Origin of the sequence: Streptomyces sp. f51, assembly GCF_037940415.1 — a bacterium.
Taxonomy (GTDB): domain Bacteria; phylum Actinomycetota; class Actinomycetes; order Streptomycetales; family Streptomycetaceae; genus Streptomyces.
This window is the reverse complement of sequence record NZ_CP149798.1, coordinates 6,931,999-6,954,468: the sequence shown is the minus strand read 5'-3', so window position 1 is coordinate 6,954,468 and position 22,470 is coordinate 6,931,999. Positions and strand designations below refer to the sequence as shown.

20 protein-coding genes are annotated in these 22,470 nt (G+C 72.6%); 12 read left to right on the top strand and 8 right to left on the bottom strand.

Annotated features, from left to right (window positions below):
* Positions 1-24: 24 nt before the first annotated feature.
* From WJM95_RS30115 to WJM95_RS30095, 5 genes are all read left to right on the top strand, one after another.
* Complete coding sequence (locus tag WJM95_RS30115) at positions 25-738, top strand: sugar phosphate nucleotidyltransferase (protein ID WP_339133426.1); 714 nt, start codon at positions 25-27, stop codon at positions 736-738.
* A 7-nt stretch (positions 739-745) separates the two neighbouring features.
* Positions 746-1,672 carry an NAD(P)-dependent oxidoreductase gene (locus tag WJM95_RS30110; protein ID WP_339133424.1) on the top strand — a complete coding sequence of 309 codons (927 nt, stop codon included), beginning with the start codon at positions 746-748 and terminating at the stop codon, positions 1,670-1,672.
* A complete protein-coding gene (locus WJM95_RS30105; RefSeq protein WP_339133422.1) occupies positions 1,669-2,331 on the top strand; it encodes a spherulation-specific family 4 protein in 663 nt (220 codons plus the stop codon). The genes WJM95_RS30110 and WJM95_RS30105 overlap by 4 nt, the downstream gene beginning before the upstream one ends.
* Before the next feature lie 296 nt (positions 2,332-2,627).
* Positions 2,628-4,490: a M1 family aminopeptidase gene (locus tag WJM95_RS30100; RefSeq protein ID WP_339133420.1), complete on the top strand. Its 1,863-nt coding sequence runs from the start codon at positions 2,628-2,630 to the stop codon at positions 4,488-4,490.
* Positions 4,491-4,658: 168 nt separating this feature from the next.
* Entirely contained in the window at positions 4,659-5,630 is a 972-nt protein-coding gene (locus WJM95_RS30095) for an alpha/beta hydrolase (protein ID WP_339133418.1), read from the top strand.
* Between the two features lie 113 nt (positions 5,631-5,743).
* On the opposite strand, the gene WJM95_RS30090 is transcribed toward WJM95_RS30095, so the two are convergent.
* The 4 genes from WJM95_RS30090 to sthA all read right to left on the bottom strand — a co-directional run bounded on the left by WJM95_RS30090 (position 5,744) and on the right by sthA (position 10,742).
* A complete protein-coding gene (locus WJM95_RS30090) occupies positions 5,744-7,132 on the bottom strand; it encodes a VWA domain-containing protein (protein WP_339133416.1) in 1,389 nt (462 codons plus the stop codon).
* On the bottom strand, positions 7,129-7,986 hold the full coding sequence (locus tag WJM95_RS30085) for a MoxR family ATPase (RefSeq protein WP_339135944.1): 858 nt from the start codon (positions 7,984-7,986) through the stop codon (positions 7,129-7,131). Before WJM95_RS30085 ends, WJM95_RS30090 begins: the two co-directional genes overlap by 4 nt.
* A gap of 139 nt (positions 7,987-8,125) precedes the next feature.
* The gene (locus WJM95_RS30080) at positions 8,126-9,067 is read right to left on the bottom strand and encodes an NADP-dependent oxidoreductase (RefSeq protein WP_339133414.1); all 942 of its coding nucleotides are present in this window, start codon (positions 9,065-9,067) and stop codon (positions 8,126-8,128) included.
* Positions 9,068-9,338: 271 nt separating this feature from the next.
* On the bottom strand, positions 9,339-10,742 hold the full coding sequence (gene sthA, locus WJM95_RS30075; RefSeq protein ID WP_339133412.1) for a Si-specific NAD(P)(+) transhydrogenase: 1,404 nt from the start codon (positions 10,740-10,742) through the stop codon (positions 9,339-9,341).
* 203 nt (positions 10,743-10,945) lie between these two features.
* Here sthA and WJM95_RS30070 point away from each other — a divergent pair, with 203 nt between their 5' ends.
* Positions 10,946-12,847, top strand: a complete 1,902-nt coding sequence (locus WJM95_RS30070) for an AMP-dependent synthetase/ligase (RefSeq protein ID WP_339133410.1) — start codon at positions 10,946-10,948, stop codon at positions 12,845-12,847.
* 14 nt (positions 12,848-12,861) lie between these two features.
* Here the strand turns inward: WJM95_RS30070 and WJM95_RS30065 are convergent, their stop codons facing one another.
* The 4 genes from WJM95_RS30065 to WJM95_RS30050 all read right to left on the bottom strand — a co-directional run bounded on the left by WJM95_RS30065 (position 12,862) and on the right by WJM95_RS30050 (position 17,126).
* Entirely contained in the window at positions 12,862-14,718 is a 1,857-nt protein-coding gene (locus tag WJM95_RS30065; RefSeq protein ID WP_339133408.1) for a HAMP domain-containing sensor histidine kinase, read from the bottom strand.
* Positions 14,715-15,413, bottom strand: coding sequence for a response regulator transcription factor (locus WJM95_RS30060; RefSeq protein WP_339133406.1), 699 nt, complete (start codon positions 15,411-15,413; stop codon positions 14,715-14,717). Before WJM95_RS30060 ends, WJM95_RS30065 begins: the two co-directional genes overlap by 4 nt.
* A 126-nt stretch (positions 15,414-15,539) precedes the next feature.
* Positions 15,540-16,295, bottom strand: coding sequence for a L,D-transpeptidase family protein (locus tag WJM95_RS30055; protein WP_339133404.1), 756 nt, complete (start codon positions 16,293-16,295; stop codon positions 15,540-15,542).
* Between the two features lie 189 nt (positions 16,296-16,484).
* Positions 16,485-17,126 carry a DUF6629 family protein gene (locus tag WJM95_RS30050; RefSeq protein ID WP_339133402.1) on the bottom strand — a complete coding sequence of 214 codons (642 nt, stop codon included), beginning with the start codon at positions 17,124-17,126 and terminating at the stop codon, positions 16,485-16,487.
* 228 nt (positions 17,127-17,354) lie between these two features.
* On the opposite strand from WJM95_RS30050, the gene WJM95_RS30045 reads away from it, so the two are divergent.
* The 6 genes from WJM95_RS30045 to WJM95_RS30020 all read left to right on the top strand — a co-directional run bounded on the left by WJM95_RS30045 (position 17,355) and on the right by WJM95_RS30020 (position 22,454).
* Positions 17,355-17,570, top strand: coding sequence for a DUF4177 domain-containing protein (locus WJM95_RS30045; RefSeq protein ID WP_261706275.1), 216 nt, complete (start codon positions 17,355-17,357; stop codon positions 17,568-17,570).
* Positions 17,571-17,790: 220 nt separating this feature from the next.
* Positions 17,791-18,594 (top strand): VOC family protein, encoded by an 804-nt coding sequence (locus WJM95_RS30040; protein ID WP_339133398.1) that lies wholly within the window; start codon positions 17,791-17,793, stop codon positions 18,592-18,594.
* A gap of 160 nt (positions 18,595-18,754) precedes the next feature.
* Positions 18,755-19,207: a cyclic nucleotide-binding domain-containing protein gene (locus WJM95_RS30035; protein WP_339133396.1), complete on the top strand. Its 453-nt coding sequence runs from the start codon at positions 18,755-18,757 to the stop codon at positions 19,205-19,207.
* Positions 19,208-19,273: 66 nt separating this feature from the next.
* Positions 19,274-20,122, top strand: coding sequence for an N-formylglutamate amidohydrolase (locus WJM95_RS30030; RefSeq protein ID WP_339133394.1), 849 nt, complete (start codon positions 19,274-19,276; stop codon positions 20,120-20,122).
* Positions 20,123-20,266: 144 nt separating this feature from the next.
* Positions 20,267-21,106 (top strand): amidohydrolase family protein, encoded by an 840-nt coding sequence (locus tag WJM95_RS30025; RefSeq protein WP_339133392.1) that lies wholly within the window; start codon positions 20,267-20,269, stop codon positions 21,104-21,106.
* 34 nt (positions 21,107-21,140) lie between these two features.
* Positions 21,141-22,454: a DUF4032 domain-containing protein gene (locus WJM95_RS30020; protein WP_339133390.1), complete on the top strand. Its 1,314-nt coding sequence runs from the start codon at positions 21,141-21,143 to the stop codon at positions 22,452-22,454.
* Positions 22,455-22,470 lie beyond the last annotated feature (16 nt).

Genomic DNA, 22,470 nt, shown 5'->3' with positions numbered 1-22,470 from the left:
CCTCCCACGAAGGAAAAGAACCTCATGCACGCAGTGATTCTGGCGGGAGGCAAGGGCGTCCGGCTCCGGCCCTACACCACCGCCCTGCCCAAGCCCCTCGTTCCGATCGGCGACCAGCACGCCATCCTGGAGATCGTGCTCCGCCAGCTCGCCTCGTGCGGCTTCACGAGCTGCACCATCGCCATCGGTCATCTGGGCGAGATCATCCGCGCCTACGTCGGCGACGGCTCCCAATGGGGCCTGGCCGTGGACTACTCCACCGAGGAGAGTCCGCTCGGCACCATCGGACCGCTGCTGACGATGCTCGACCGGCTGCCCGAGTCGTTCCTCGTGATGAACGGCGACGTGCTCACCGATCTGGACTTCGGCGACGTCCTGAACGAACACCGCCGCGCGGGCGCGCCGTTGACCATCGCGACGTACGCGCGCAAGGTGCGCATCGACTTCGGCGTGCTGACCACCGACGACCGCAAGGTGGTCGCCTTCACCGAGAAGCCGAGCATGGACTACCGCGTCTCCATGGGCGTGTACGGCCTGTCGCGCTCCACGCTCGGGAACTACACACCGGGACTGCCGCTGGGCTTCGACGAACTGGTCCTCGATCTGCTGCGCACCGGCGACGAGCCGCACGCCTACGCGTTCGACGGGTACTGGCTCGACATCGGCCGCCCGGACGACTACGACCGGGCCAACGCCGAGTTCACCACCCGCAAGTCGCTGTTGCTCAAGGGAGCCTGACCACCGCATGCGCATTCTCGTCCTGGGCTTCACCGGCTATCTGGGCGGCCATGTCGCCGGGCACCTGCGCACCCTCTCGGGTGTGCGGGTGCTCGGCGGCGGGCGCTCGCCCGACGCGGAGTTCGGCATCGACCTGGCCACCGACCGCCGTGACCGGCTGGCCGCGACCCTGGCGGCGGCCGCGCCCGACGCCGTCATCAACTGCGCCGGCGCGACCGGTGGCGACGCCGTGACCCTCTCCGAGGTCAACTCCCGTGGTCCCGCGGTTCTTTGCGCGGCGCTGCGGGAGGCGGCACCGGCCGCCCGGCTGATCCATCTGGGGTCGGCCGCCGAATACGGTCCCGGTGTCCTGGACACCGCGGTGACCGAGTCCGGGGCCACCCGTCCCCTCACCCCGTACGGGGCCACCAAGCTGGCGGGAACGGTCACCGTCACCACCTCAGGGCTCGACGCGGTGGTACTGCGGGTGGGCAACCCCGTGGGTCCCGGGGCACCGTCCACGGGACTGCCGGGCAGGATCGCGGGGCTGCTCCACGAGGCCGGTCCCGACCCGGACGCGGTCGTCCGGCTGGGCGACCTCTCGGCGTACCGCGACTTCGTGGACGTACGTGATGTGGCCCGGGCCGCGGTGGCCGCGGCCACGGTGCCCGGGCAGCTGCCGCGGGTGCTCAACATCGGGGGCGGCAAGGCCGTCCCGGTGCGTGAACTGGTGACCGGCCTGGCGCGCGTGGCCGGGTTCCGGGGGCGCATCGAGGAGAACGGCGGCGGTTCGGCCCGCTCAGGCGAGGTGTCGTGGCAGTGCTCCGACATCGGCGCCGCCGAGGCGGCACTGGGCTGGCGTCCCGCGCTGACCCTCGACGACTCACTGGCCGCGCTCTGGGCGGCGACGGGGAGCGTCCCCGTCCCACGGGCCGAGGGCGACCGCACGCCATGAGCCTGCTGATCCCGCTGTACGTCCACCCGGGCGAGGACCCGGGCGCCTGGCACCGGCTGATCGGGGCGGCCGACCGGACGTACGGCGTCGTCATCAACCCGGCCGACGGGCCGGGCGACGGCCCGGATCCCGCGTTCACCGCGGCGACGGAGGCGCTGCGCTCGGCGGGGGCCAGGCTGCTCGGCTACGTCGACACCGACTACGGGGCGCGGGACCCGGACGTCATCGCGCGCGAGGTCCTGCGGCACCGGGAGTGGTACGGGACGCAGGGGTGTTTCCTCGACCGGGTGGCGCCGACCCCGGCGGCGCTGCCCGGCTGCCGGCGTCTGGTGCAGGGGCTGCGCCGGCTCGGCGCCGCTCCGGTGGTGCTGAACATGGGGGTGCACCCGGCGCCGGGGTACGCCCGGTTCGCCGATCTGCTCGTCACGTTCGAGGGGCACTGGTCCACGTATGTGTCGGCGTTCAGCAGACCGGTGTGGACCGCGCGGCACCCGCCCGAGCTGTTCTGCCACCTCGTCTACGGCGTCCCCGAGGCACTCGTCCCGCTGGCCGTCCGCACCGCGCGTGACCGCGGTGCGGCGGTGGCCGGGCCGGTGACGGGCGAACTCCCCAACCCCTGGGACCGATTGACTCCCGCCCTGAGCGAACGGGGGTCCTGAGCGGCAACGCCTCCCGGGCCGGCCGTGCGGCACCCCGGTTCCCGTGCGGCATCCCGGCGCCCGTGCGGGAACTCCGGCGCGGCCGCCCGGTCTCCTCCGCCGGAGTGATGGCATGTCTCGGTCAAATCTGCGAGGCTTTCCGGTGCCGTCGCCCTGACCCCAGGGTGACGGCACGGAAATCTCACCAGGCGACCGCGCGCACCCGCGCGCGGCCGCGGCCACCCAGCGGCGCACCCCAGTCGTCCCGGGCGGCCACCGAGCAGGCCGGAATCCCGGCCGCCTCAAAGGAGTTTCGTGTGAGACCGACCCCCCTCAAGGCCCTGGCGGCACGCGTCCTCACCGTCGCCGCCCTGGCCGCAGTCTCGCTCCCCGGCACCCCCGCGGCAGCCTCGCCGGGCACGGCACCGGCCGCCGCGGCCGCCTGCACACCCGCCCAGGTCGTGACCAACGGCGGCTTCGAGAGCGGCACTTCGCCCTGGACCCAGTCCTCGACGACCGTCATCACCAGCCGCACCGGCCAGAGTGCCCACGGCGGAACCAGCTTCGCCTGGCTGGACGGCACCGGTGGCACCCACACCGACACGCTCTCGCAGAGTGTCACGATCCCGTCCGGGTGCAGCAGTGCCAGCCTGACGTTCTGGCTGCACATCGACACGGCGGAGACGACCTCGTCGACGGCCTACGACAAGCTGACGGCGAAGATCGGCAGCACGACCCTGGCGACGTACTCGAACCTCAACAAGGCGTCCGGGTACGCCCAGAAGACGTTCGACGTCTCGGCGTTCGCCGGCCAGACCGTCACGGTCGCCTTCACCGGCACGGAGGACTCCAGCCTCCAGACGAGCTTCGTGCTCGACGACGTCGCCCTGAACACCTCGGGCGGCACGACCCCGCCTGCCGACTCCACCCGCACCCCCGCCGCCCCCGGCTACACGGTCAGCCTGACCAGCAACACGAGCGGGACCAGCTGGAGCGGTCACGAGAGCGTGACCTTCACCAACGCCTCCTCCACCTCCCTCAGCGAGGTGTATCTGAGGCTGTGGGACAACTACCACGGCACCTGCTCCGCCATGCCCATCACCGTGAGCAACGTCAGCGGCGGCACAGCCGGTTCGCTGTCGGTGGCCTGCACGGCTCTCCAGATCAGCCTGTCGTCACCGCTGGCGCAGGGCCAGAGCACGACGATCGGCTTCGACCTGGCCATCACCGTGCCCAGCGGCGCCGACCGCTTCGGCTACGACGGGGCCTTCGTCAACATCGGCAACGCGCTGCCGGTGCTCGCGGTCAAGGACGGCTCCGGCTGGCACCTGGACCCGTACACCAACAACGGCGAGTCCTTCTACTCCCTGGCCGCCGACTTCAAGGTGACGCTCGACCACCCGACGAGCCTGCTCGTCCCGGCCACCGGCACCTCGGTGGACACCGCCGGATCGAGCGGCCGCACGGTCACCACGGCCACGGCCTCCAAGGTCCGTGACTTCGCCTGGGCCGCGGGTCCGTTCACCAAGATCTCCGGCACCTCCCCCGCCGGCACCGCGATCAACATCTACTCCGTGACGGGCATCAGCTCCTCCAGCGCGCAGTCGATGCTCACCACCGCCAAGTCCGCCGTCGACGCCCACGCCGGGCGCTTCGGCGCGTACCCGTACGGCGAGCTGGACGCCGTGATCGACAACAACTACTGGTTCGGCGGCATGGAGTACCCCGGGTTCGTCCTCGACCTGGTCAGCACCACGGCGCTGACCCACGAGATCGGGCACCAGTGGTTCTACGGGATCGTCGGTGACGACGAGTACAACAGCCCGTGGCTCGACGAGGCGTTCACCGACTACGCCACCGACCTGGCGCAGAACATCACCGGCACCAACTGCTGGAACAACGTCTCCTGGGCCTCCTCGGCGGAGAACATCACCAACTCCATGGCGTACTGGGACGCGCACTCCTCCCGCTACTCCACCGTCGTCTACACCTACGGCAAGTGCGCCCTGCACGACCTGCGGCGTGTACTCGGCGACACCGCGATGGCCAACCTGCTGAAGAGCTACGCCACTTCGCACTGGTACGGCGTCTCGACCACGGCCGAGTTCAAGGCGGCCGCGCAGGCCGCCACGACCACGGACCTGACGTCGTTCTGGACGACCCACCGCATCGTGGGCTGACCCGCCTCACCGGTCCCTGTCCGTCGCGGTGGCGCCCTCGGGCGTCACCGCGGCGCGCATGCCCGGCCGAGTCGCGGGCAGGTTCCGCCGTACGGCGGCTCCCGGTCCGGGAGCACGGCGCCCGATCATGGGATCAGGGAGCCGCCGGGCTCGGTGCGAGGAGACGTCATGCTGTTGGTACCGCCCCCGTTCGACCCCGAACTGGACGCCGCCCTCGCCGCGGTCGGGCCCTCCGTGCCGTCCGGGCCGACCCTGGCGGACATCGCCGCCCTGCGCGCCGTACAGCGGGCCGCCGAACCCGCCTACGACCTCACCGACGGCGGCGCCTTCACCACCATGGATGTGACGGTGCCGGGGCCGGCCGGCGCTCCCGACGTCTCGCTGCTCGTCATCACGCCCGTGGGGCCGGCCGAGCAGGGGCCGCGCCCGGTGATCTACCACTCCCACGGCGGGGGCATGGTCCTCGGCACGAACCGGGCCGGGGTGGAGGTCGTCCTGGAGTGGGCGAGGGAGCTGGACGCGGTCGTGGTGTCCGTCGAGTACCGGCTGGCCCCCGAACACCCTTACCCGGCAGGAGTGGAGGACGTCTACGCCGGTCTGCTGTGGACGGCCCGGCACGCCGCGGAGCTCGGCGGCGATCCCGGGCGCGTCGTGGTCGCGGGCGCCAGCGCGGGCGGTGGCCTCACCGCGGCGCTCGCCCTGCTCGCCCGGGACCGTGGAGGCCCCCGGCCGCTCGGACAGGTCCTGATGTATCCGATGCTCGACGACCGCAACGACACTCCGTCCGCCCACCAGATGGCGGGCGTCGGCGCCTGGGACCGTACGGCCAACGAGACCGCCTGGACCGCCGTCCTTGGCGAGGCCCGCGGCGGTCCCGACGTGCCCGCCTACGCCGCACCGGCCCGGGCCACGGACCTGTCCGGGCTGCCCCCGGCCTTCCTCGACGTCGGTTCCGCGGAGACCTTCAGGGACGAGGTCGTCGACTACGCGACCCGGATCTGGCAGGCGGGCGGGATCGCCGAACTGCACGTGTGGCCGGGCGGCTTCCACGGTTTCGACGCCTTCGCCCCGCACACCGTGCTCGCCAGGACCGCCCGTGCGGCCCGGATGAACTGGCTGCGCAGGCTGCTGGCCCCATGAGGGCGCGGCGCACGGTGAGGGCCCCCGTACGACGGGAGCCCGGTGCGGTGAGGACACGGTGCGGTGAGGGCACGGGGCGGTGACGACCGGTCGGCCGAGGGGTCCGGCGTCGTTCAGACGGGCAGCAGCCGTCCGATCAGCGCGCTGAGCTGCTGGGCGTTGCGGCACTCGTGCATCTCCACGAGTTCGGCGTAGGCGAGGGCCGCCGAGTCGCCCGTGCCCCACTGCGAACGCCCCTCGGGGTTCAGCCAGTAGAGGCGGCGGGCCTGCCGGGTCAGCTGCCGGACGGCGGGCAGGTTGGGGTCGCTCATGTTCGTCCGCGCGTCGCCGAGCACGAAGACGGTCGTACGGGAGCCGACCGCGCCGGTGTACCGCTCGGCGAACTCGCCGAACGCGACGCCGTAGTCACTGCTGCCGTGCCAGCCCGTGATCTCCGCCTCGGCGCGGATCCGGGCGCTCAGTCCCTCGGGGTCGGCCGCGCCGGGCCCGATCAGACCCGTCACCTCGTCGACCCGGTTGACGAAGGCGAACACCCGGACCTTGCTGAACTGGTCGTGCAGGGCCTGGACGAGCAGCATGGTGAAGTCCGAGAAGCCCGACACCGACCCCGACACATCGCACAGCAGCACCAGTTCGGGCCGCACGGGACGGCGTCTGCGCAGCACGGGGCGCATCGGCACCCCGCCCGTGGACAGCGATCCGCGCAGGGTCCGGCGCAGATCGACGGTGCCGCGCCTGGCCCTGCGGCGGCGCGCGGCGAGCCGGGTGGCCAGCTTGCGCGCGAGCGGCTGCACGGCCCTGCGCAGTTCGGCGAGGCGGTCGCGGCCGGCGAACAGGAAGTCGACGCGGTCGGCGGTCGGGGCGATCGCGCGCCGGGCGATCTCGTCACGGTCGCGCCGCTCCGCGACCCGGCGCCTCGCCTCCGTCGCGACCTGCCTCCTGAACACCTCGACGCGCCTGCGGATCTCGTCGTCGAGCAGCCGGTCCGTGAACCCGTCCGCACCGCCGCCCGCGCGGACGGTGTCCCGCACCCGGGCGATCAGCGTCTGCGGCCGCAGCCGGTCGAGCGTCTGGTACGACGACCAGCCGTCCGACGCCGTCGTGCCTCCGTAGCCGCCGAAACCGTCGACGGCCTCGATCGCCAACTGCCCGATCAGGGCCTGGTCGTTGGCCGCCAGGGCGGCGGCGAGCCGATCGCGCAGATCGTCCCGGTCGGCGGGCGCGGTCCCGTCCGGGCCCCCGACGCCGTGCGGGAAGTACACGTCGAAGACGGGGTCGAACACCCGGCGCTGTCCCGGGTTGTGCAGCAGGGTGGCGGCCAGCCCCTCGCGCAGCAGCTCGCGGTCGGCGAACCCCAGCGCCTCCACCGCCCGCGCGGCGTCCACGGTCTCGCCGGTGCCGATCCGCACGCCGTGCGAGCGCAGTGCGCCGACGAGTCCCGTGAGCCGGTCCGCGACACCGTCCGCCCGCGCGTCCCCGTCCTTGGGCACGACGGCGTTCACACGGCGCCCAGGTCGAGCTTGGCCGCCGCCTTCGTCACGTCGTCCTGGTGCTTGAGGATCACGCCGAGGGTGTCCCGTACGAGCTTCTCGTCGAGGGTGCCCGCGCCCAGGGCGAGCAGGGTGCGGGCCCAGTCGATGGTCTCGGCGACGGAGGGGACCTTGCGCAGGTCCATCTCGCGCAGCGCCCCGACGACCCGCACCACGGACTCGGTGAGCGCCGTGTCGAGCCCCGGCACCTTCAGCCGTACGATCCGGCGCTCCAGTTCCTCCTCGGGGAACCCTATGTGGAGGAAGAGGCAGCGGCGGCGCAGGGCCTCGGAGAGTTCGCGGCTCGCGTTCGAGGTGAGGACCACGAAGGGGCGGCTGGTCGCGGTGATCGTGCCCAGTTCGGGGACGGTGACCTGGAAGTCGCTGAGCACTTCGAGGAGCAGGCCCTCCACCTCGATGTCGGCCTTGTCGGTCTCGTCGATCAGCAGGACCTTCGGGTCGTCGCCGCGGATCGCGGTGAGCAACGGACGCGGCAGCAGGAACTCCTCGGAGAAGATGTCCGTGCGCGTCTCGTCCCACGTCTCGTCGCGTCCGGCGGTGATGCGCAGCAGCTGCTTGGCGTGGTTCCACTCGTACAGCGCGCGCGACTCGTCGACGCCCTCGTAGCACTGGAGGCGCACGAGCCGGGCTCCGGCGACCTCGGCGACGGCCTTGGCGAGTTCGGTCTTGCCGACGCCGGCGGGACCCTCCACGAGGAGGGGCTTGCCGAGGCGGTCGGCCAGGAAGACCGTGGTGGCGACGGCGGGCGAGGCGAGATAGCCCGCGTCCGCGAGGCGGGCGGAGACGTCGTCGACGGATGTGAACAGCAACGGGGCCTCCAGCACGCGCGGACGAGGTCGGGCTCACTATCTAAGCGCTTGTTCACCCTCGCTGTCACGTGTGACGGCCCCCACGGATCAGCGGCGCCCGTCCGGGGCGTGCCGGGCGCGGCACGCGCCCCAGGCCCTAGGAGACCCGCAGGACGATCTTGCCCCGTCGGTGCTCGCGTTCGAGGGCCGCGTAGGCGCCCGGGGCGGTCTCCAGGGGAACGATCCGGTCGACCTGCGGGATCAGCCTGCCCTCGTCGACGAGCGCATTCAGCTCCTCAAGACCGGCACGGTCGGGCTCGACCACGAAGAACACCGCGCGGGCGTCCGCGTCCTCGGGCGGTTCCGGCGGCGCGACGACGCTGACCAGGACCCCGCCCGGACGCAGTACCTGCCAGGAACGGGCCTGTACGTCCCCGCCGACGGTGTCGAGGACGACGTCCGCGTCCTTCACCTCGTCCTCGAAGCGCTGCCCGGCGTAGTCGATCACGGTGGCCGCGCCCAGGCCCCGTACGAAGTCCGTGTCCCGGTCCGCGGCGGTGGCCGTCACCTCGGCCCCCAGTGCCGCCGCCACCTGGACGGCGAACGAGCCCACGCCACCCGCGCCGCCGTGCACCAGCACACGCTGTCCGGGCGTGACGCCGGCGTGCGTGACCAGGCCCTGCCACGCGGTCAGGCCGGCGAGCGGCAGCGCGGCCGTCCGTTCGTGGTCGAGCGACCCCGGCTTGGCGGCGAGAACGGCCGCGGGGACGGTCACGTACTCGGCCGCGGCTCCGTCCCGGGTGAAGGGGATCAGCCCGTAGACCGCCTCGCCGGGCCTGAGGCCGCTGACCCCGTGGCCGAGCTCGGCCACGACACCGGACACCTCCTTGGACGGCACGACCGGCAGGCGCGGGCGCCCGCCGTCGAGGCCGTCGGTCCAGGTCGCGTCCCAGTCGAGCTCCCCCGGGGTCACCGACGCCGCCCGCACCTCGACCAGCACGTCACCGTGACCGGGGACCGGCTTCGGCGCGACCTCGTAGATCAGCTCCTCGGGACCGCCCCGGCGATGACCGCGTACCGCGTGCATGGTGCCGTTCATCGGGTGCCTCCTCGTCGGGACGGCACGCGGCCGCCGTGGACCCGGTCCCGGCCCGGGCCCTCGGGGCTCCGGCACAAAGGGGCCGCTCTCACGATAGTTCCGGGACCGGCGGCTTTCCTGCCGGGCGGCGTACGGGCGAAGGCACCGCGGGCGGCGGAAGGAGAAGAGGTCTGACCCGTCACCACGGGGGGAGCGACGGGCCAGACCCTGCGTCCACGGTGCCACGCCGGAACCGCCTCGCGCAGTCCCTTCGCGAAGTCCCGGGCGCCGCTCAGTCCCTGAGCCGGTCGATCTGCCGGATCTTGTTGGTCGCGTCGAGCGCTGCGACCTTGTAGGACTCGGCGAGCGTCGGGTAGTTGAAGACGGCGTCGACGAGGTAGTCGACCGTTCCGCCGCAGCCCATGACCGACTGGCCGATGTGGATGAGCTCGGTCGCGCCCGTGCCGAAGCAGTGGACGCCGAGGAGCTTGCGGTCCTCGGGCGAGACCAGCAGCTTCAGCATGCCGTGCGAGTCGCCGATGATCTGCCCCCGGGCGAGCTCGCGGTAGCGGGAGATGCCCACCTCGAAGGGCACGCACTCCTCGGTGAGCTGGTCCTCGGTCCGGCCGATGAAGCTGATCTCCGGAATGGTGTAGATGCCGATGGGCTGCTGGTCGAGCATCCGGTTCACCGGCTCCCCGCACGCGTGGTACGCCGCCGTACGGCCCTGTTCCATCGAGGTGGCCGCGAGGGCCGGGAAGCCGATGACGTCACCGACCGCGTAGATGTGCGGCACCTCGGTGCGGTAGTGCTCGTCCACGCTGATGCGCCCGCGCGGGTCGGCCGACAACCCCGCCTTGTCCAGGTCGAGTTCATCGGTCAGGCCCTGCCGGCCCGCCGAGTACATGACCGCGTCGGCGGGTATCTTCTTGCCGCTCTCCAGGACCGTGAGCGTGCCCCGGGCATGGCGCTCCACGGCGGCGACGGTCTCGCCGAAGCGGAAGGTGACGGCCAGGTCGCGCAGGTGGTACTTGAGCGACTCGATCACCTCGACGTCACAGAAGTCGAGCATGGCGGACCGCTTCTCGACCACCGTGATCTTGGAGCCGAGGGCGGCGAACATGGAGGCGTACTCCATGCCGATCACACCGGCGCCGACGATGACCATGGAGCGCGGCACCTGCTCCAGGTTCAGGACGTTGTCCGAGTCCATGACCGTCCGCCCGTCGAACGCGACGGTGTCGGGCCGCGCCGGGCGTGTGCCCGTGGCGATGACGATGTGGTCGGCGCTCAGCCGCTTCTCGTTGCCGTTCGCCTCGACCAGGGCGACCGTGTGGTCGTCCACGAACCGGCCGACACCGGCGAACAGGGACACGTGGTTGCGGGAGAGCTGGTTGCGGATGACGTCCACCTCGCGGCTGACCACGTGCTCGGTGCGAGCGGTCAGATCGGCGACGGTGATGTCCTCCTTCAACCGGTAGCTCTGGCCGTAGAGATCACGCTGGCTGAGGCCGCTGAGGTACAGCACCGCCTCACGCAGCGTCTTGGAGGGGATGGTCCCGGTGTGGATGGAGACCCCGCCGACCATGTCGGGGCGGTCGATGACGGCGACCCGACGGCCGAGTTTGGCCGCTGCGATCGCGGCTTTCTGTCCACCCGGGCCGGATCCGATGACAAGCATGTCGAAGTCGCGCACCAGCGGAGTCTTTCAGCACGGCACCGCTTACCGAAAGGGTGAACGGCCGATCGTTCGCCCGAGCCGTGGAGCACCGGCCCGGCGGCGGGCGAGCGCATACGCGAATAGGGCACGGGCCGCGCCCCAGTGGGCTACATTCGTGAATCCTTGGCATCGGCGCCTCCGGGGGTGAGGTCGCGTCGAGGAGAACTCCGGAGCGGCGAATGCATCAGTCCCACCTTTCTGCACCGCCAACCACGCGCACGCAGGGGGGACTTGCCGACAGCCTTCGCGAAGCGGCGCTCAACACGCCCGATCTGCCGCAGCTCGCGCGCCGCGCCGAGGGCCGCTCGGGTGACTGGATCCCGGTGACGGCGGCCGAGCTGTGGGACGAAGTCGTCGACGTGGCACGGGGGTTCATGCGGTCCGGCATCCGTCCGGGCGACCGTGTGGCCATCATGGCGCGCACCCGCTACGAGTGGACGGTGCTCAGCTACGCCCTGTGGTCGGTGGGCGCCGAGATCGTGCCGGTCTACCCGACGTCCTCCCACGAACAGGTGGCGTGGATCCTCCGGGACGCGCACTGCGTGGGCGTGGTCGTCGAGGACGAACAGGGCATCATGACCGTCGGCTCGGCATGCGCCACGCTCCCGTTCCTGCGCCACGTCTGGCAGTTGGACTCCGGGGCGCTGGCCCAGCTGGTGGAGCGCGGCCGGACGATACCCGCGACCGCGGTCGACTCGCTGCGCCGGATCGTGCTGGCCGACTCCACCGCGGTCGTCGCCTACACCTCCGGCACCACCGGACAGCCCAAGGGCTGCGCCCTGACGCACCGCAGCCTGGCGAGCCCCTGCGACACACTGCTCCAGGGCTGGCGCCAGACGGCGGCCCCGCCGGACACCCAGCCGGCCGTGCTCGCCTTCCTGCCCTTCTCCCACGCCTACGGGCTGATGATCCAGGGGATCTGTCTGCGGGGCGGCATCCTGATGGGACACGAGCCGGATCTGCGGGAGGAGACCCTCTCCGAGGCCATGCTCTCGTTCCGGCCGACGTATCTGTACGCCGTCCCGTCCGTCTTCGAGCGGATCTACAAGAACTTCGTGCGGGCCTCCCAACGCGCCGGTCGCGGTGTGCTGTTCGAGCGCGCCGTGCGCACGGCGCAGGACTTCGCCCTGGCCGAGGAGCAGCACCGGCTCGGCACCGGCTCCGGCCCCGGATTCGACCTTCGGCTCCAGCACTCCCTCTACGAGAAGACCGTGTACAAGCGGCTGCGCGCCGCGCTCGGCGGCCGGGTCTGCGGCGCGGTCTCGGGCGGCTCGCCGCTGAACCGTGAACTCGCCCTGTTCTTCGCGGGAATCGGCATCTTCATCCACGACGGATACGGGCTCACCGAGACGAGCGGGGGGATCACCGCCCAGCCGGTCGGCCGGGAGAAGTTCGGCACGGTCGGACAGCCGCTGCCGGGCACCGAGATCCAGGTGTCCGACGACGGGGAGATCCTCGTGTGGGGACCCTCCGTGTTCCAGGGCTACATCAACGACCCGGCGGCGACCGCGGCCTCGTTCCGCAACGGCTGGCTGGCGACCGGGGACATCGGCCGGGTCGACTCCGACGGGTATCTGACGATCACCGGACGCAAGAAGGACATCATCATCACCAGCGGGGGCAAGAGCGTGGCCCCCGCGGCTCTCGAGGAGCGGTTGCGGGTCCATCCGCTCATCCATCAGGCGGCCGTCGTGGGCGACAACAGGCCCTGTGTGGGCGCCCTGATCACCCTGGACCCGGAGTTCGTGTCGCACTGGCGCGCCGCCCGGGCCAAGGGCGACTCACCGGCCCGGGACGCGCGGGAGGAGAACGAGCTGCGCGAGGAGGTCAGACGGGCGGTGGCGGCGGCCAACAGCACCGTCTCCCGCTCCGAGTCCATCCGCGTCTTCCGTGTCCTGCCGGAGCCCTTCGACCTGTCCAACGGACTGCTGACGCCTTCGCTGAAGCTGCGCCGGGACGCGATCGCCCAACGGTACGCGGCCGAGATCGAGGCGATGTACCAGACCTCGACGCGCCTCCCGCGGGAGGCGGCGATCGGCGACCCCTCCATCCTGGACGACTCCGACAACGTCTTCGGGTGACCCGGCGCGGTCCCTCACGACTCCGTCGTCGCGGGACCGGGGGCGGGGCCGGCGGGCGTTCGCGCGGCGGGGAGCCGCAGGGTGAAGGCCGAGCCGGTGCCGGGTTCGCTGGTGACGGTGACGGTTCCGCCGTGGGCCGCGGCCAGCTGCCGGACGATGGCGAGGCCGAGGCCGCTGCCGCCGGTGCGCCGGCTGCGGGACTTCTCCGCCCGCCAGAACCGGTCGAAGACGTGGGCCAGGTCCGCGGGGGCGATGCCGGTTCCGGTGTCGGCCACCGTGAACACGGCCTCGTCCTCCTCGCGGTGCGCGCGGAGCGTGACCGTGCCGCCGGCCGGGGTGTGGCGGATCGCGTTGGACACCAGGTTGCCGAGCGCCTGCCGCATCCGTACGGGGTCCGCGTCCAGCCGGGGCCCGGCGTCCGTCCCGGTCAGCAGCCGGACGCCGGCGGCCTCGGCGCCGACCCGGTGTGCCGCGGCGACCTGGTCGAGGAGTTCGTCGGCGCGGACCTCCTCGCGGCGCAGCCGCAGCGTGCCCGCGTCGGCAGCCGCGAGGTCCTGGAGGTCGTCGATGACCCGTTGCAGGACCACGGCCTCCTCGTGGAGGGAGGACAGGAGTTCCCGGTCCGGTTCCACGAGGCCGTCGCGGGCCACCTCCAGCCAGCCGCGGATGTTGGTGAGCGGAGTGCGCAGTTCGTGCGCGATGTCGCTGACCATGGCCTTGCGCTGCGCCTCCATGCGCTCACGGCGTTCGGTCAGTTCGTTGAAGGCGAGCGCCAGGATGCCGGTCTCGTCCTGCGTGGTGACGGGCACGCGCACATGGCGTTCGGGAGGCTGCCGCGCGGCCTGGGTCAGCGCGCGCAGGGGCCGTACGAGCCGGGTGGCGACCAGCGCCGTCACGGCCACCGTGAGGGCGAGGACGAGTCCGGCGACGCCGAACACCTTCGCCTTGTTGGCGGCGGACATGTCGAAGCGGGGCACGGGCCGGTCCCCCGTGCCGAGGAAGAGTTCGGCGACCGGGGCGACGTAGGGGTCGAGCTGGGTGCGCCGGGCCTCGGCGACACAGGCGTTCGCGGTCCGCGCGAGGGCCCCGTCACGGTCGGCCGGCCTCTTGCCCGTCAGGTACGGCAGCGGGGTCGTCGCGTCGACGGCCTCCAGCGGCAGCGCCAGGGAGTGGCCGAGGTGCGCCCCGTGGCGGTCCAGGCAGGTCCGGCTGAGCGCCGACAGGACGTCCAGGGCCTTCTGTTCGGTCGGGGTGGGGGTGTTGAGCCGTCCGTCGGCGCACTCGGCCGGCACGAACCCGGGGTCGAGCGTCCCGTCGACGCCCCGCAGCACGGTCCGGCCGCTCGGCGTCTCCTCCGTACGGGTCCTGACCCCCGCGCGGGCGAAACAGAGCCCGCGCACGACGGCCAGCTTGGCCACGGTCAGGCGCTCGTTCCGGGTCAGCCGGTACGGTCCCACGGCCCGTGGGTCGACGCCGGTGAGCTGCGCTCCGGGCTCCGTGTAGGTGTCGGTGCGCAGCGGGTCGACGGTGGCGGCGGCCCGGGGCGGGAGGGAGGTCCCGCGGGCGGCGGAGTCGGCCAAGGGGGTGCGGTCGCCCGCTGTCAGGGCGATGCGCCGGCCCGTCCGGTGCGAGAGCGCGCGCAGGGTCCCGGCGACCCCGGACCAGTCGGGGTGGGTGGCCGCGTAGCCGCTGAGCTGCCGGAGGATGTCCATGTCCTCGGCGAGCACCTGGCCCTGCTCCTCCTGGATGGCCCGGGTGGTGGTCTGCACGGCGAGCCAGGCGGTCGCGGCCACGGAGCACAGGGCGATGAGCACGGAGGTGATCAGCATCCGCACCAGCAGACTTCTGCGCAGGGGCAGGGCCCGGCTCACGGCCCCTCGCTCCTGAGCTTGTAACCGACGCCGAACACGGTGACCAGACGCGTGGGCCGGCGCGGGTCGGCCTCGATCTTCCGGCGCAGGTTCATGATGTGCACATCGATGGCCCGCTCGGTCGAGGCCCGGTCGAGACCCCGGGCGTGGTGCAGCAACTGCCTCCGGGAGAAGACCCGTTCAGGTTCGCGGGCCATCGCCAGCAGGATCTCGTACTCGCCGGGGGTGCAGTCCACCGGCGAGCCGTCGCACAGGACCGTGTGCCGTCGCGGGTCCACGACGAGCCCTCCCGCCCTGACGACCGGATCGGGCCGCCCCGTCTCCGTGGGCCGTCCGCCGCGTCTGAGGACCGTACGGATCCGGGCCATCAGCTCGCGCGGGCTGTACGGCTTGGTCATGTAGTCGTCCGCGCCGAGCTCCAGGCCGAGCAGGACGTCGTCCTCGGTGGAGCGGGCGGTCAGCATCAGGACGGGGATGTCGTCGTTCTCCCGCAGCGCCCGGCAGACCCCGAAGCCGTCGAGCACCGGGAGCATCAGGTCCAGGACCACGAGGTCGGGCCGGCGCCGCCGTACCTCGTCGAGCGCGGCCGCGCCGTCGTGGACCACGGCCGCCGTATGCCCCTCGCCCAGCAGCGAACGGCGTATCAGCTCCGCCTGTTTCTCGTCGTCCTCCGCGACCAGCACATGTGCGCACACGCGGCCGATCGTAGGGGCTGCCGACCGCGGACCGGCCGGTGAGAGGGGCTTCCCACACCCTGACACCTTCCTGACGACCTCGGGGGACACTGCGGCGGAGCCCCGACGCGACCGGCGGCTCCCGGCTCAGCGTGCCAGCGAGGCCGCGTCCCCCATGACCACCACGGGGCGCAGGCCGGGGTCCAGCGCGCGCATCAGCTCCACCAGGTCCTCCTCGCGCAGGCCGACGCATCCGTGGGTGGGGCCTCCGTGGTCCACGTGCAGCCAGATGCCGCCGCCACGGCCCGCGCCCATGGGCCGGGTCCAGTCCAGGGGTGTGGTGCCGGGCTTGCGGTTGTAGTTGACGGCGACCACGTAGTCGAAGGAGCCGTCCAGCGGCTCGCCCTCGAAGCCCGTGCCGGGCGAGGTGAAGGCGCCCGAGCGGTCGTACGGGAGCCGGGTGCCGGGGTCGGGCCGCAGCCCGCCCGCGTCCGTCAGGGTGAACACGCCTATGGGGGACCGCAGGTCACCGGCGCGATGGTGGTGCGTCCAGCCCTTCAGGGCGTTGTGCGCTGGCAGGCTCGGACCGGGCCGCCAGCCCGCCTCCGTCCGCTCGTACAGCACCACGGTGGACCGGGAGGAGTTCCTGCCCCTGCCGGTCACCACGACGGCCTGACGGGTTCGCGCGGGGATCGCGGCCAGGGTCCGGGGGCCGAGGCCCGGCAGCCGCCCCGGTGCCGCGTTGCGCGAGGCGCTCGGAGCGGGGGCCGCAGTCGCCTCGCCGTGCCGCCCCGCGGAGCCGCCGGCGCCGAGCTTCCCGGCGGGGGCGCCGCCGCAGCCGGCGAGGAGCAGGAAGGAGGCGGCGAGGAGCGCCGCCCTGGGACGGTGTGCGGAGTTGATCATGCCTCGACCCTGGCCGACACATATGAGGAACTCGTCAGGTCATTCACGGTTCGCCGCGTACCCGGGATACGGCGGATCACCGGGTCGGCGCCGGATCGAGGGTTCGACACCGCTCCCGCGGCCCCCCGCCGAATCCGCGATCCGCCGCCCGACGGGCGGTATCACCCGGCGGCCGGACGGCCCGTCACCTCACGCGTGATCCACCCGCTCGGGAGGGGCGACGGCGGCCCGCGCGTTCACCCAGCCCAGCAGGGTCACCGAGACCACCGCCGCGCACGCGCACCACGTCGAGACGAACTCCAGCTCCCACAGCGACCAGCAGATCGCCGCGCCCGCCCCGGTCAGGACGCCGAGCAGCACGAGCCCGCGGTCGCCGGAGAGCAGCAGCGCGCCGACGGTGGCGAACAGGTAACCCGCGACGACCAGTTCGGGCCGGGGCAGGTCGACGGTGTAGCCCATGGTGTGGCCGCGGATCTCGGCCGTGACGGGACGCACGGCCAGGGCATGGGCCAGCGCGGCGGCGGTCGCGAGCCCGGCCGCGAGCGGGAGCAGCAGCCGGCGCCGGGCGCGGGCGGGTGCCGCGCACAGCACACCCGCCGGCACCCACACGGCGAGCAGGGGAAGGGCGATCACGGCCCAGAGCACGGTGGCGGGTCCCGTACCGCCGCCGGTGTCCCAGACCCGGGCCTCGACGATCTGGTGGGCGCCGAGGAGCAACGGAAGCGCGGCCAGCGGGAGATCCGCCCGGCGCCGGGCCCGGAGCACACAGGCGGCCCCGACCGCGGCGATCCCGGCACCGGCCGCCAGATCGGCCGTCGCACTCCAGCACATCGCGCCCCCTGCGTCAGCCGTCGCGACTTCCCTTCCTCCGCGTCCACGCTACGACGCCCCGGCCGGACCGCCCCTCGGGCCCGCCGTCAGGGCGCCTTCCCCGTACGACACTTCATGAATTTTCAACAAAGGTCTCCCCGAAATCCGGTTCGCCCCTGTGCCGCGGCCACGAAGGGTGATTGGGTGGGCCCGGCCATGCCATCCGACACGCAGGAGAGCTCCACAACCATGAGCACCCCCTACACCTTCGAATACAAGGTCGTCACGTTCCGCGAATCGCTGATCGGTGACGCGCTGGACAGCGACAAGCTGGAAAAGGTCCTGAACAAGCACGCCGAGGACGGGTGGGCGCTCAAGGCGATCACGGCCGCGGACGTCAAGGGCCGCATAGGTCCCGGCGCCGTGGAGGGCCTCCTGCTCACCCTGGAGCGGCCGCGCGGCTGACCGCCCCGTGGCGCACGCGGCCGGCGGCCGCGTGGTGCGCGCTGCGCCGAAGCGGGAGATGCTGTTCGTGATGGGACAGCGGATCCGCAGGTGCTGCTGACGCCGTCGGAGGCCTTCCGGCACGGAGGGCCTCCCACGGCTGAACGCACGTCCGGGAACCCGACCAGGTTCCCGCACCCCGCGAGACCGCTGCCGACCACTCTGGCCAGGACGGGCGGCGATGAAGAGCGACGGAACACTCAACACCGATGTCGTGACCAGCCAGTCGGTGTTCGGCGCCCCGTGCTGGGTCAGCCTCACCACCCGCGAGCTGCGGACCGCGCAGAGCTTCTACAGCGCGGTGCTGGGCTGGAGGTGGACGCCGGGCACCCGGATGGGCGACCAGTACCGCGTCGCCAGCGTCAACGGAGTCCCGGTCGCGGGGGTCGCCGAGGTCGACTTCGTGGCGAAGACGGCGGTCGCCTGGACCGCGTTCTTCGCCGTGGCCTCCGCCGACGAGACCGTCGCCCGCAGCCAGGAACGGGGCGGCACGACCGCGGTGGGCCCGATCTCCCTGCCCCCCGGCCGGGCCGCGCTGCTGGCCGACCGGGACGGCGCGGTCTTCGGGATCTGGGAGGGCGACCTGGTCTCCGGCTGGGAGCGCTGGCGCAACGCGGCCCCCTCCTTCATCCGTCTGCACACCCGTGACGCCTTCGACGCGGCCATCTTCTACGGCGAGGTGCTGGGCTGGGCGAGCGCGGTCCCGGGCTGCTGCGAGGTCGACTACGAGGAGAACGAGGTCGTCCTGCGCAGCTTCGGCGACGTGGTGGCCCGGATCCACTCCGGCGCGCTGGGGGCCGCGCCCGACCCGGCCCTGCGGCCGCACTGGCAGATCCACTTCGCGGTCGACGACGTGGAGACCTGCGTCCGCGCCGCGCGCGCCCACGGCGGTACGGCCCATCAGCAGGGCATCGGCTCGGTGGAGGCCGTCATCGTCGACCCCGACGGGGCCCGCTTCTCGGTGACCGCCCGGAACGCCGGATGACGGCGCGCGGGTGCGCGCACGGCCCTCCCGCGGGAGAACGGTCCGGCCCACGACGCGACGGATTACGCCGTTCGGGCTCCAATGGAGGATGACGGGATACCCCCGGTACGACAGGCGCCGCCGCCCGCGTGGCCGGGCGACGACCCGATGGAGGTCCGCGATGCCCACTGCTCTCCGGCTCCTGCCCTCGCTCTCGCCCGAACACCGCGATCGGCTGATGAGCGTGGCCCGCGAGGTGTCCTTCCCCGCGGACGGGCAGATCTTCGAGGCGGGTGGCACCGCCGACCGCTTCTGGGTGGTCCGTTCGGGAACGGTCTCCCTGTACCAGCGGGTGATCGCCGACAGACGGATCACCGTCGCCCAGCTCGGACCCGGTGACCTGCTCGGCTGGTCCTGGCTGTTCCGCCCGCACACCTGGGACTTCGGCGCCGAGGCGTTCAGCCCGGTACGCGCCTACGAGTTCGACGCCACCGAGGTACGGACCCTGTTCGACCAGGATCCGACGCTGGAGCTGTCCCTGACCCGGACGATCGGCGCCATCCTGGCCCACCGTCTGGAGACGACCCGGGCGGCGCTCATCGAGCACTACGCACGCCACGGCGGCGGCCGCTGAGACGGCGCGGCGGCGCCGGGCCTCGGTCACGCCCGCTGTCGGACCCGGCTGCGACAGTGATCTCTTATGAACGACATCCACGGTTCCCCGGACGTCCCGGACTCCCCCGGCTCCTTCGCGCTCCTGCCCGGAGCGGCCCACTCCCCCGTGATCCTGCACGTGCCGCACTCCGCCCGGGAGATCCCGGCGCGGGTCCGTGACGGCATCCTCCTGGACGACACCGCGCTGGACGGCGAGTTGGACCACATCACCGACGCGTACACCGCCGAACTGGCCGCCGCCGCGGCCGAGGCCGCCGGGCTGACACCGTGGCGGTTCGTCAACCGGCTGTCCCGGCTGGTCGTCGACCCCGAGCGCTTCACGGACGAGCGGGAGGAGATGCTCGCCGTCGGGATGGGCGCGGTCTACACCCGGACGACGCACCGGGCGCCGCTGCGGCCCGCGGACGCCGATCCGCGACCGCTGACCGACCGCTTCTTCCACCCCTACGCGCGGGCGATGACGGAGGCCGTGACCGGCCGGCTGGCCGCCACCGGACGGGCCGTGATCATCGACGTCCACTCGTATCCGACGGCCCGGCTGCCCTACGAACTGCACGGTGACGGGCCCCGGCCGCCGGTGTGCCTGGGGACCGACTCCTTCCACACCCCGCCGGAACTGGTCGCGCTCGCGGAGAAGGCGTTCGCCGGGCTGGGCGGCGTGGGGATCGACAGCCCGTTCTCGGGCGCGTACGTCCCCTTGCGGTACTACGAGCGGCAGCCGGAGGTCACCGCGCTGATGGTGGAGATCCGGCGGGACACGTACATGAAGGAGCCGGGCGGCCCGGTGGGCCCCGGATTCCCGCGTCTGGTCTCGGCGCTGACCACGCTCGTGGACGCGGTGGACGAGTGGACCCGCAGCGTCGACACGCCGTAGGCCGTGTCCAAGTCCCCGCGGCTGCCGTCCTGATCGGTCCGGGTGCGGACCCGATCAGGACGGCGGCCCCCTGGCGACGGAGCACCCGACGCCCTAGGGTCGGCGGTAAGCAAGCGCTCAGCCACTTAGCGGGAGGGCAGGACCATGCCGGTCGTCGACGCGTGGATGCAGCACCCCACGCTCCGTCACTCCAACCACGAGATGTTCGCGCCACTGCGCCGCTGGACCGGCATGCAGACGCTGAAGGAGGAGCTGCCGGTCGAGGTCACCTTGGACGCGCTGGCGCGGGCCGGCGTGGACACCGGCCTGTCCTCGGCCTGGTACGGGCCCCAGGGCGCGCTCATCACCAACGACGAGGTCGCCGCGTTCGTGGCCCGGTCGGACGGGCGGCTGCGCGGGGTGGCGGGCGCCGACCTCACCCGGCCCGTCGCCGCGGTGCGCGAACTGCGGCGCGCTGTGCAGGAGTTGGGCTTCGTGGCGCTGCGGATCATCCCGTGGCTGTGGCAACTGCCGCCCACGGACCGGCTCTACTACCCGCTCTACACCGCCTGCGTCGAACTCGGCGTCCCCTTCTGCACGCAGGTCGGGCACACCGGGCCGCTGCGCCCCTCCGAGACCGGCCGGCCCATCCCGTACATCGACCAGGTCGCGCTCGACTTCCCCGAACTGACCATCGTCTGCGGGCACATCGGCTACCCCTGGACCACGGAGATGATCGCGGTCGCCGACAAGCACGCGAACGTGTACATCGACACCAGCGCCTACACCGCCCGCCGCTACCCCCCGGAGCTGGTCGCGTATCTGCGCGGCCGGGGACGCGAGAAGGTCCTGTTCGGCTCCAACTACCCCATGATCGAGCCGAGTCGGGCCCTGGAGCACCTGGACGAGCTGGGCCTGGACGAGGAGACCACCGCGCTGTTCCTCGCGGGCAACGCCCGGCGCGTCTTCCGCCTGGACGATCATTCGTGGATGCTGGAGCCCTGACCAGCGTCGACCCCGAGGTGAGGGCAGCCCGGCCATGGCTTTGCGGATCAGCGCCACCAACGCGGAGCATCCCGCGCTCCTGCTCGAACTGCCGTGGCAGCTGCCCCTGGAGGAGTGGCCCGAGCACCATCTGGTGCCGCTGCCGCGCGGCATCTCCCGGCACGTCGTGCGCTACGCGCGCGCCGGGGACGAGGTGGTCGCCGTCAAGGAACTCGCCGAACGGCCCGCGGTGCGCGAGTACGAGCTGCTGCTCGGCCTGGACCGGCTCGGGATACCCGCGGTCGACCCGCTCGCCGTCGTGACCGGCCGCACCGACGCGGCCGGTGAGCCCCTGGAGCCGGTGCTCATCACCCGGCATCTGGGCGGCTCACTGCCGTACCGGTCGATGTTCGAGACGACCATGCGGCCCGCCACCATGCACCGGCTGATGGACGCGCTGGCCGTCCTGCTGGTGCGGCTGCACCTGGCCGGCTTCGCCTGGGGCGACTGCTCGCTGTCCAACACGCTGTTCCGGCGCGACGCGGGCGCCTACGCCGCGTACCTGGTGGACGCCGAGACCGGCGATCTGCACCCGCGGCTCAGCGACGGCCAGCGGGACTACGACCTCGATCTGGCCCGGGTGAACATCAGCGGCGAGCTGCTCGACCTGGAGGCGGCCGGCGCCCTGCACCCCTCGGTGGACCCGATCGAGTTCGGCCGGGAGATCTGCGCCCGCTACCAGGGCCTGTGGGAGGAGCTGACCCGCACCTCCGTCTACCCGGCGGGCAAGTACCACTACATCGACCGCCGCATACGGCGCCTCAACGACCTCGGCTTCGACGTCGCCGAGATGCAGATCGCGAGCTCGTCCAACGGCGACACCGTCACCTTCGTGCCCAAGGTCGTCGACGCGGGCCACCACCAGCGCCAGCTGCTGCGCCTGACCGGACTCGACACCGAGGAGAACCAGGCACGGCGGCTCCTGAACGACCTGGAGAGCTGGATGGCCACCCAGGACGACTACGCGCCGGGCCCGGCCGCCTCCGGCACCAGGAGCGGCCGGGGCGAGGCGCGCGGGCCCGCCGCCCGTCCCGAGGTGCTCGCCCACCGCTGGGTGCGGGACGTGTTCCGGCCCGCGGTCCGCGCGGTGCCGCAGGACCTGCGCGGCTCCATGGACCCGGCCGAGCTCTATCACGAGCTGCTCGAACACCGCTGGTTCCTGTCCGAGCGCGCCCAGCACGACATCGGCCTGGACGCGGCCGTGAAGGACTACGTCACGAACATCCTCCCCGGGGCCCGCGCCCCGCTGCCGGCCCCCGCGGACGCGCCGCAGGCACCCGGTGCGTCCCCGGTTCCCGAGCAAAGGTGACCGATCGTACATACGA

Bases quoted from the DNA above. Each gene is read 5' to 3' on its own strand.
- WJM95_RS30040 (WP_339133398.1), top strand. From the start codon at position 17,791: ATGAAGAGCGACGGAACACTCAACACCGATGTCGTGACCAGCCAGTCG.
- WJM95_RS30115 (WP_339133426.1), top strand. From the start codon at position 25: ATGCACGCAGTGATTCTGGCGGGAGGCAAGGGCGTCCGGCTCCGGCCC.
- WJM95_RS30095 (WP_339133418.1), top strand. From the start codon at position 4,659: ATGCTGTTGGTACCGCCCCCGTTCGACCCCGAACTGGACGCCGCCCTC.
- WJM95_RS30055 (WP_339133404.1), bottom strand. From the start codon at position 16,295: ATGATCAACTCCGCACACCGTCCCAGGGCGGCGCTCCTCGCCGCCTCC.
- WJM95_RS30025 (WP_339133392.1), top strand. From the start codon at position 20,267: ATGCCGGTCGTCGACGCGTGGATGCAGCACCCCACGCTCCGTCACTCC.
- WJM95_RS30070 (WP_339133410.1), top strand. From the start codon at position 10,946: ATGCATCAGTCCCACCTTTCTGCACCGCCAACCACGCGCACGCAGGGG.
- WJM95_RS30035 (WP_339133396.1), top strand. From the start codon at position 18,755: ATGCCCACTGCTCTCCGGCTCCTGCCCTCGCTCTCGCCCGAACACCGC.
- WJM95_RS30110 (WP_339133424.1), top strand. From the start codon at position 746: ATGCGCATTCTCGTCCTGGGCTTCACCGGCTATCTGGGCGGCCATGTC.
- WJM95_RS30050 (WP_339133402.1), bottom strand. From the start codon at position 17,126: ATGTGCTGGAGTGCGACGGCCGATCTGGCGGCCGGTGCCGGGATCGCC.
- WJM95_RS30045 (WP_261706275.1), top strand. From the start codon at position 17,355: ATGAGCACCCCCTACACCTTCGAATACAAGGTCGTCACGTTCCGCGAA.
- WJM95_RS30030 (WP_339133394.1), top strand. From the start codon at position 19,274: ATGAACGACATCCACGGTTCCCCGGACGTCCCGGACTCCCCCGGCTCC.
- WJM95_RS30020 (WP_339133390.1), top strand. From the start codon at position 21,141: ATGGCTTTGCGGATCAGCGCCACCAACGCGGAGCATCCCGCGCTCCTG.
- WJM95_RS30080 (WP_339133414.1), bottom strand. From the start codon at position 9,067: ATGAACGGCACCATGCACGCGGTACGCGGTCATCGCCGGGGCGGTCCC.
- WJM95_RS30105 (WP_339133422.1), top strand. From the start codon at position 1,669: ATGAGCCTGCTGATCCCGCTGTACGTCCACCCGGGCGAGGACCCGGGC.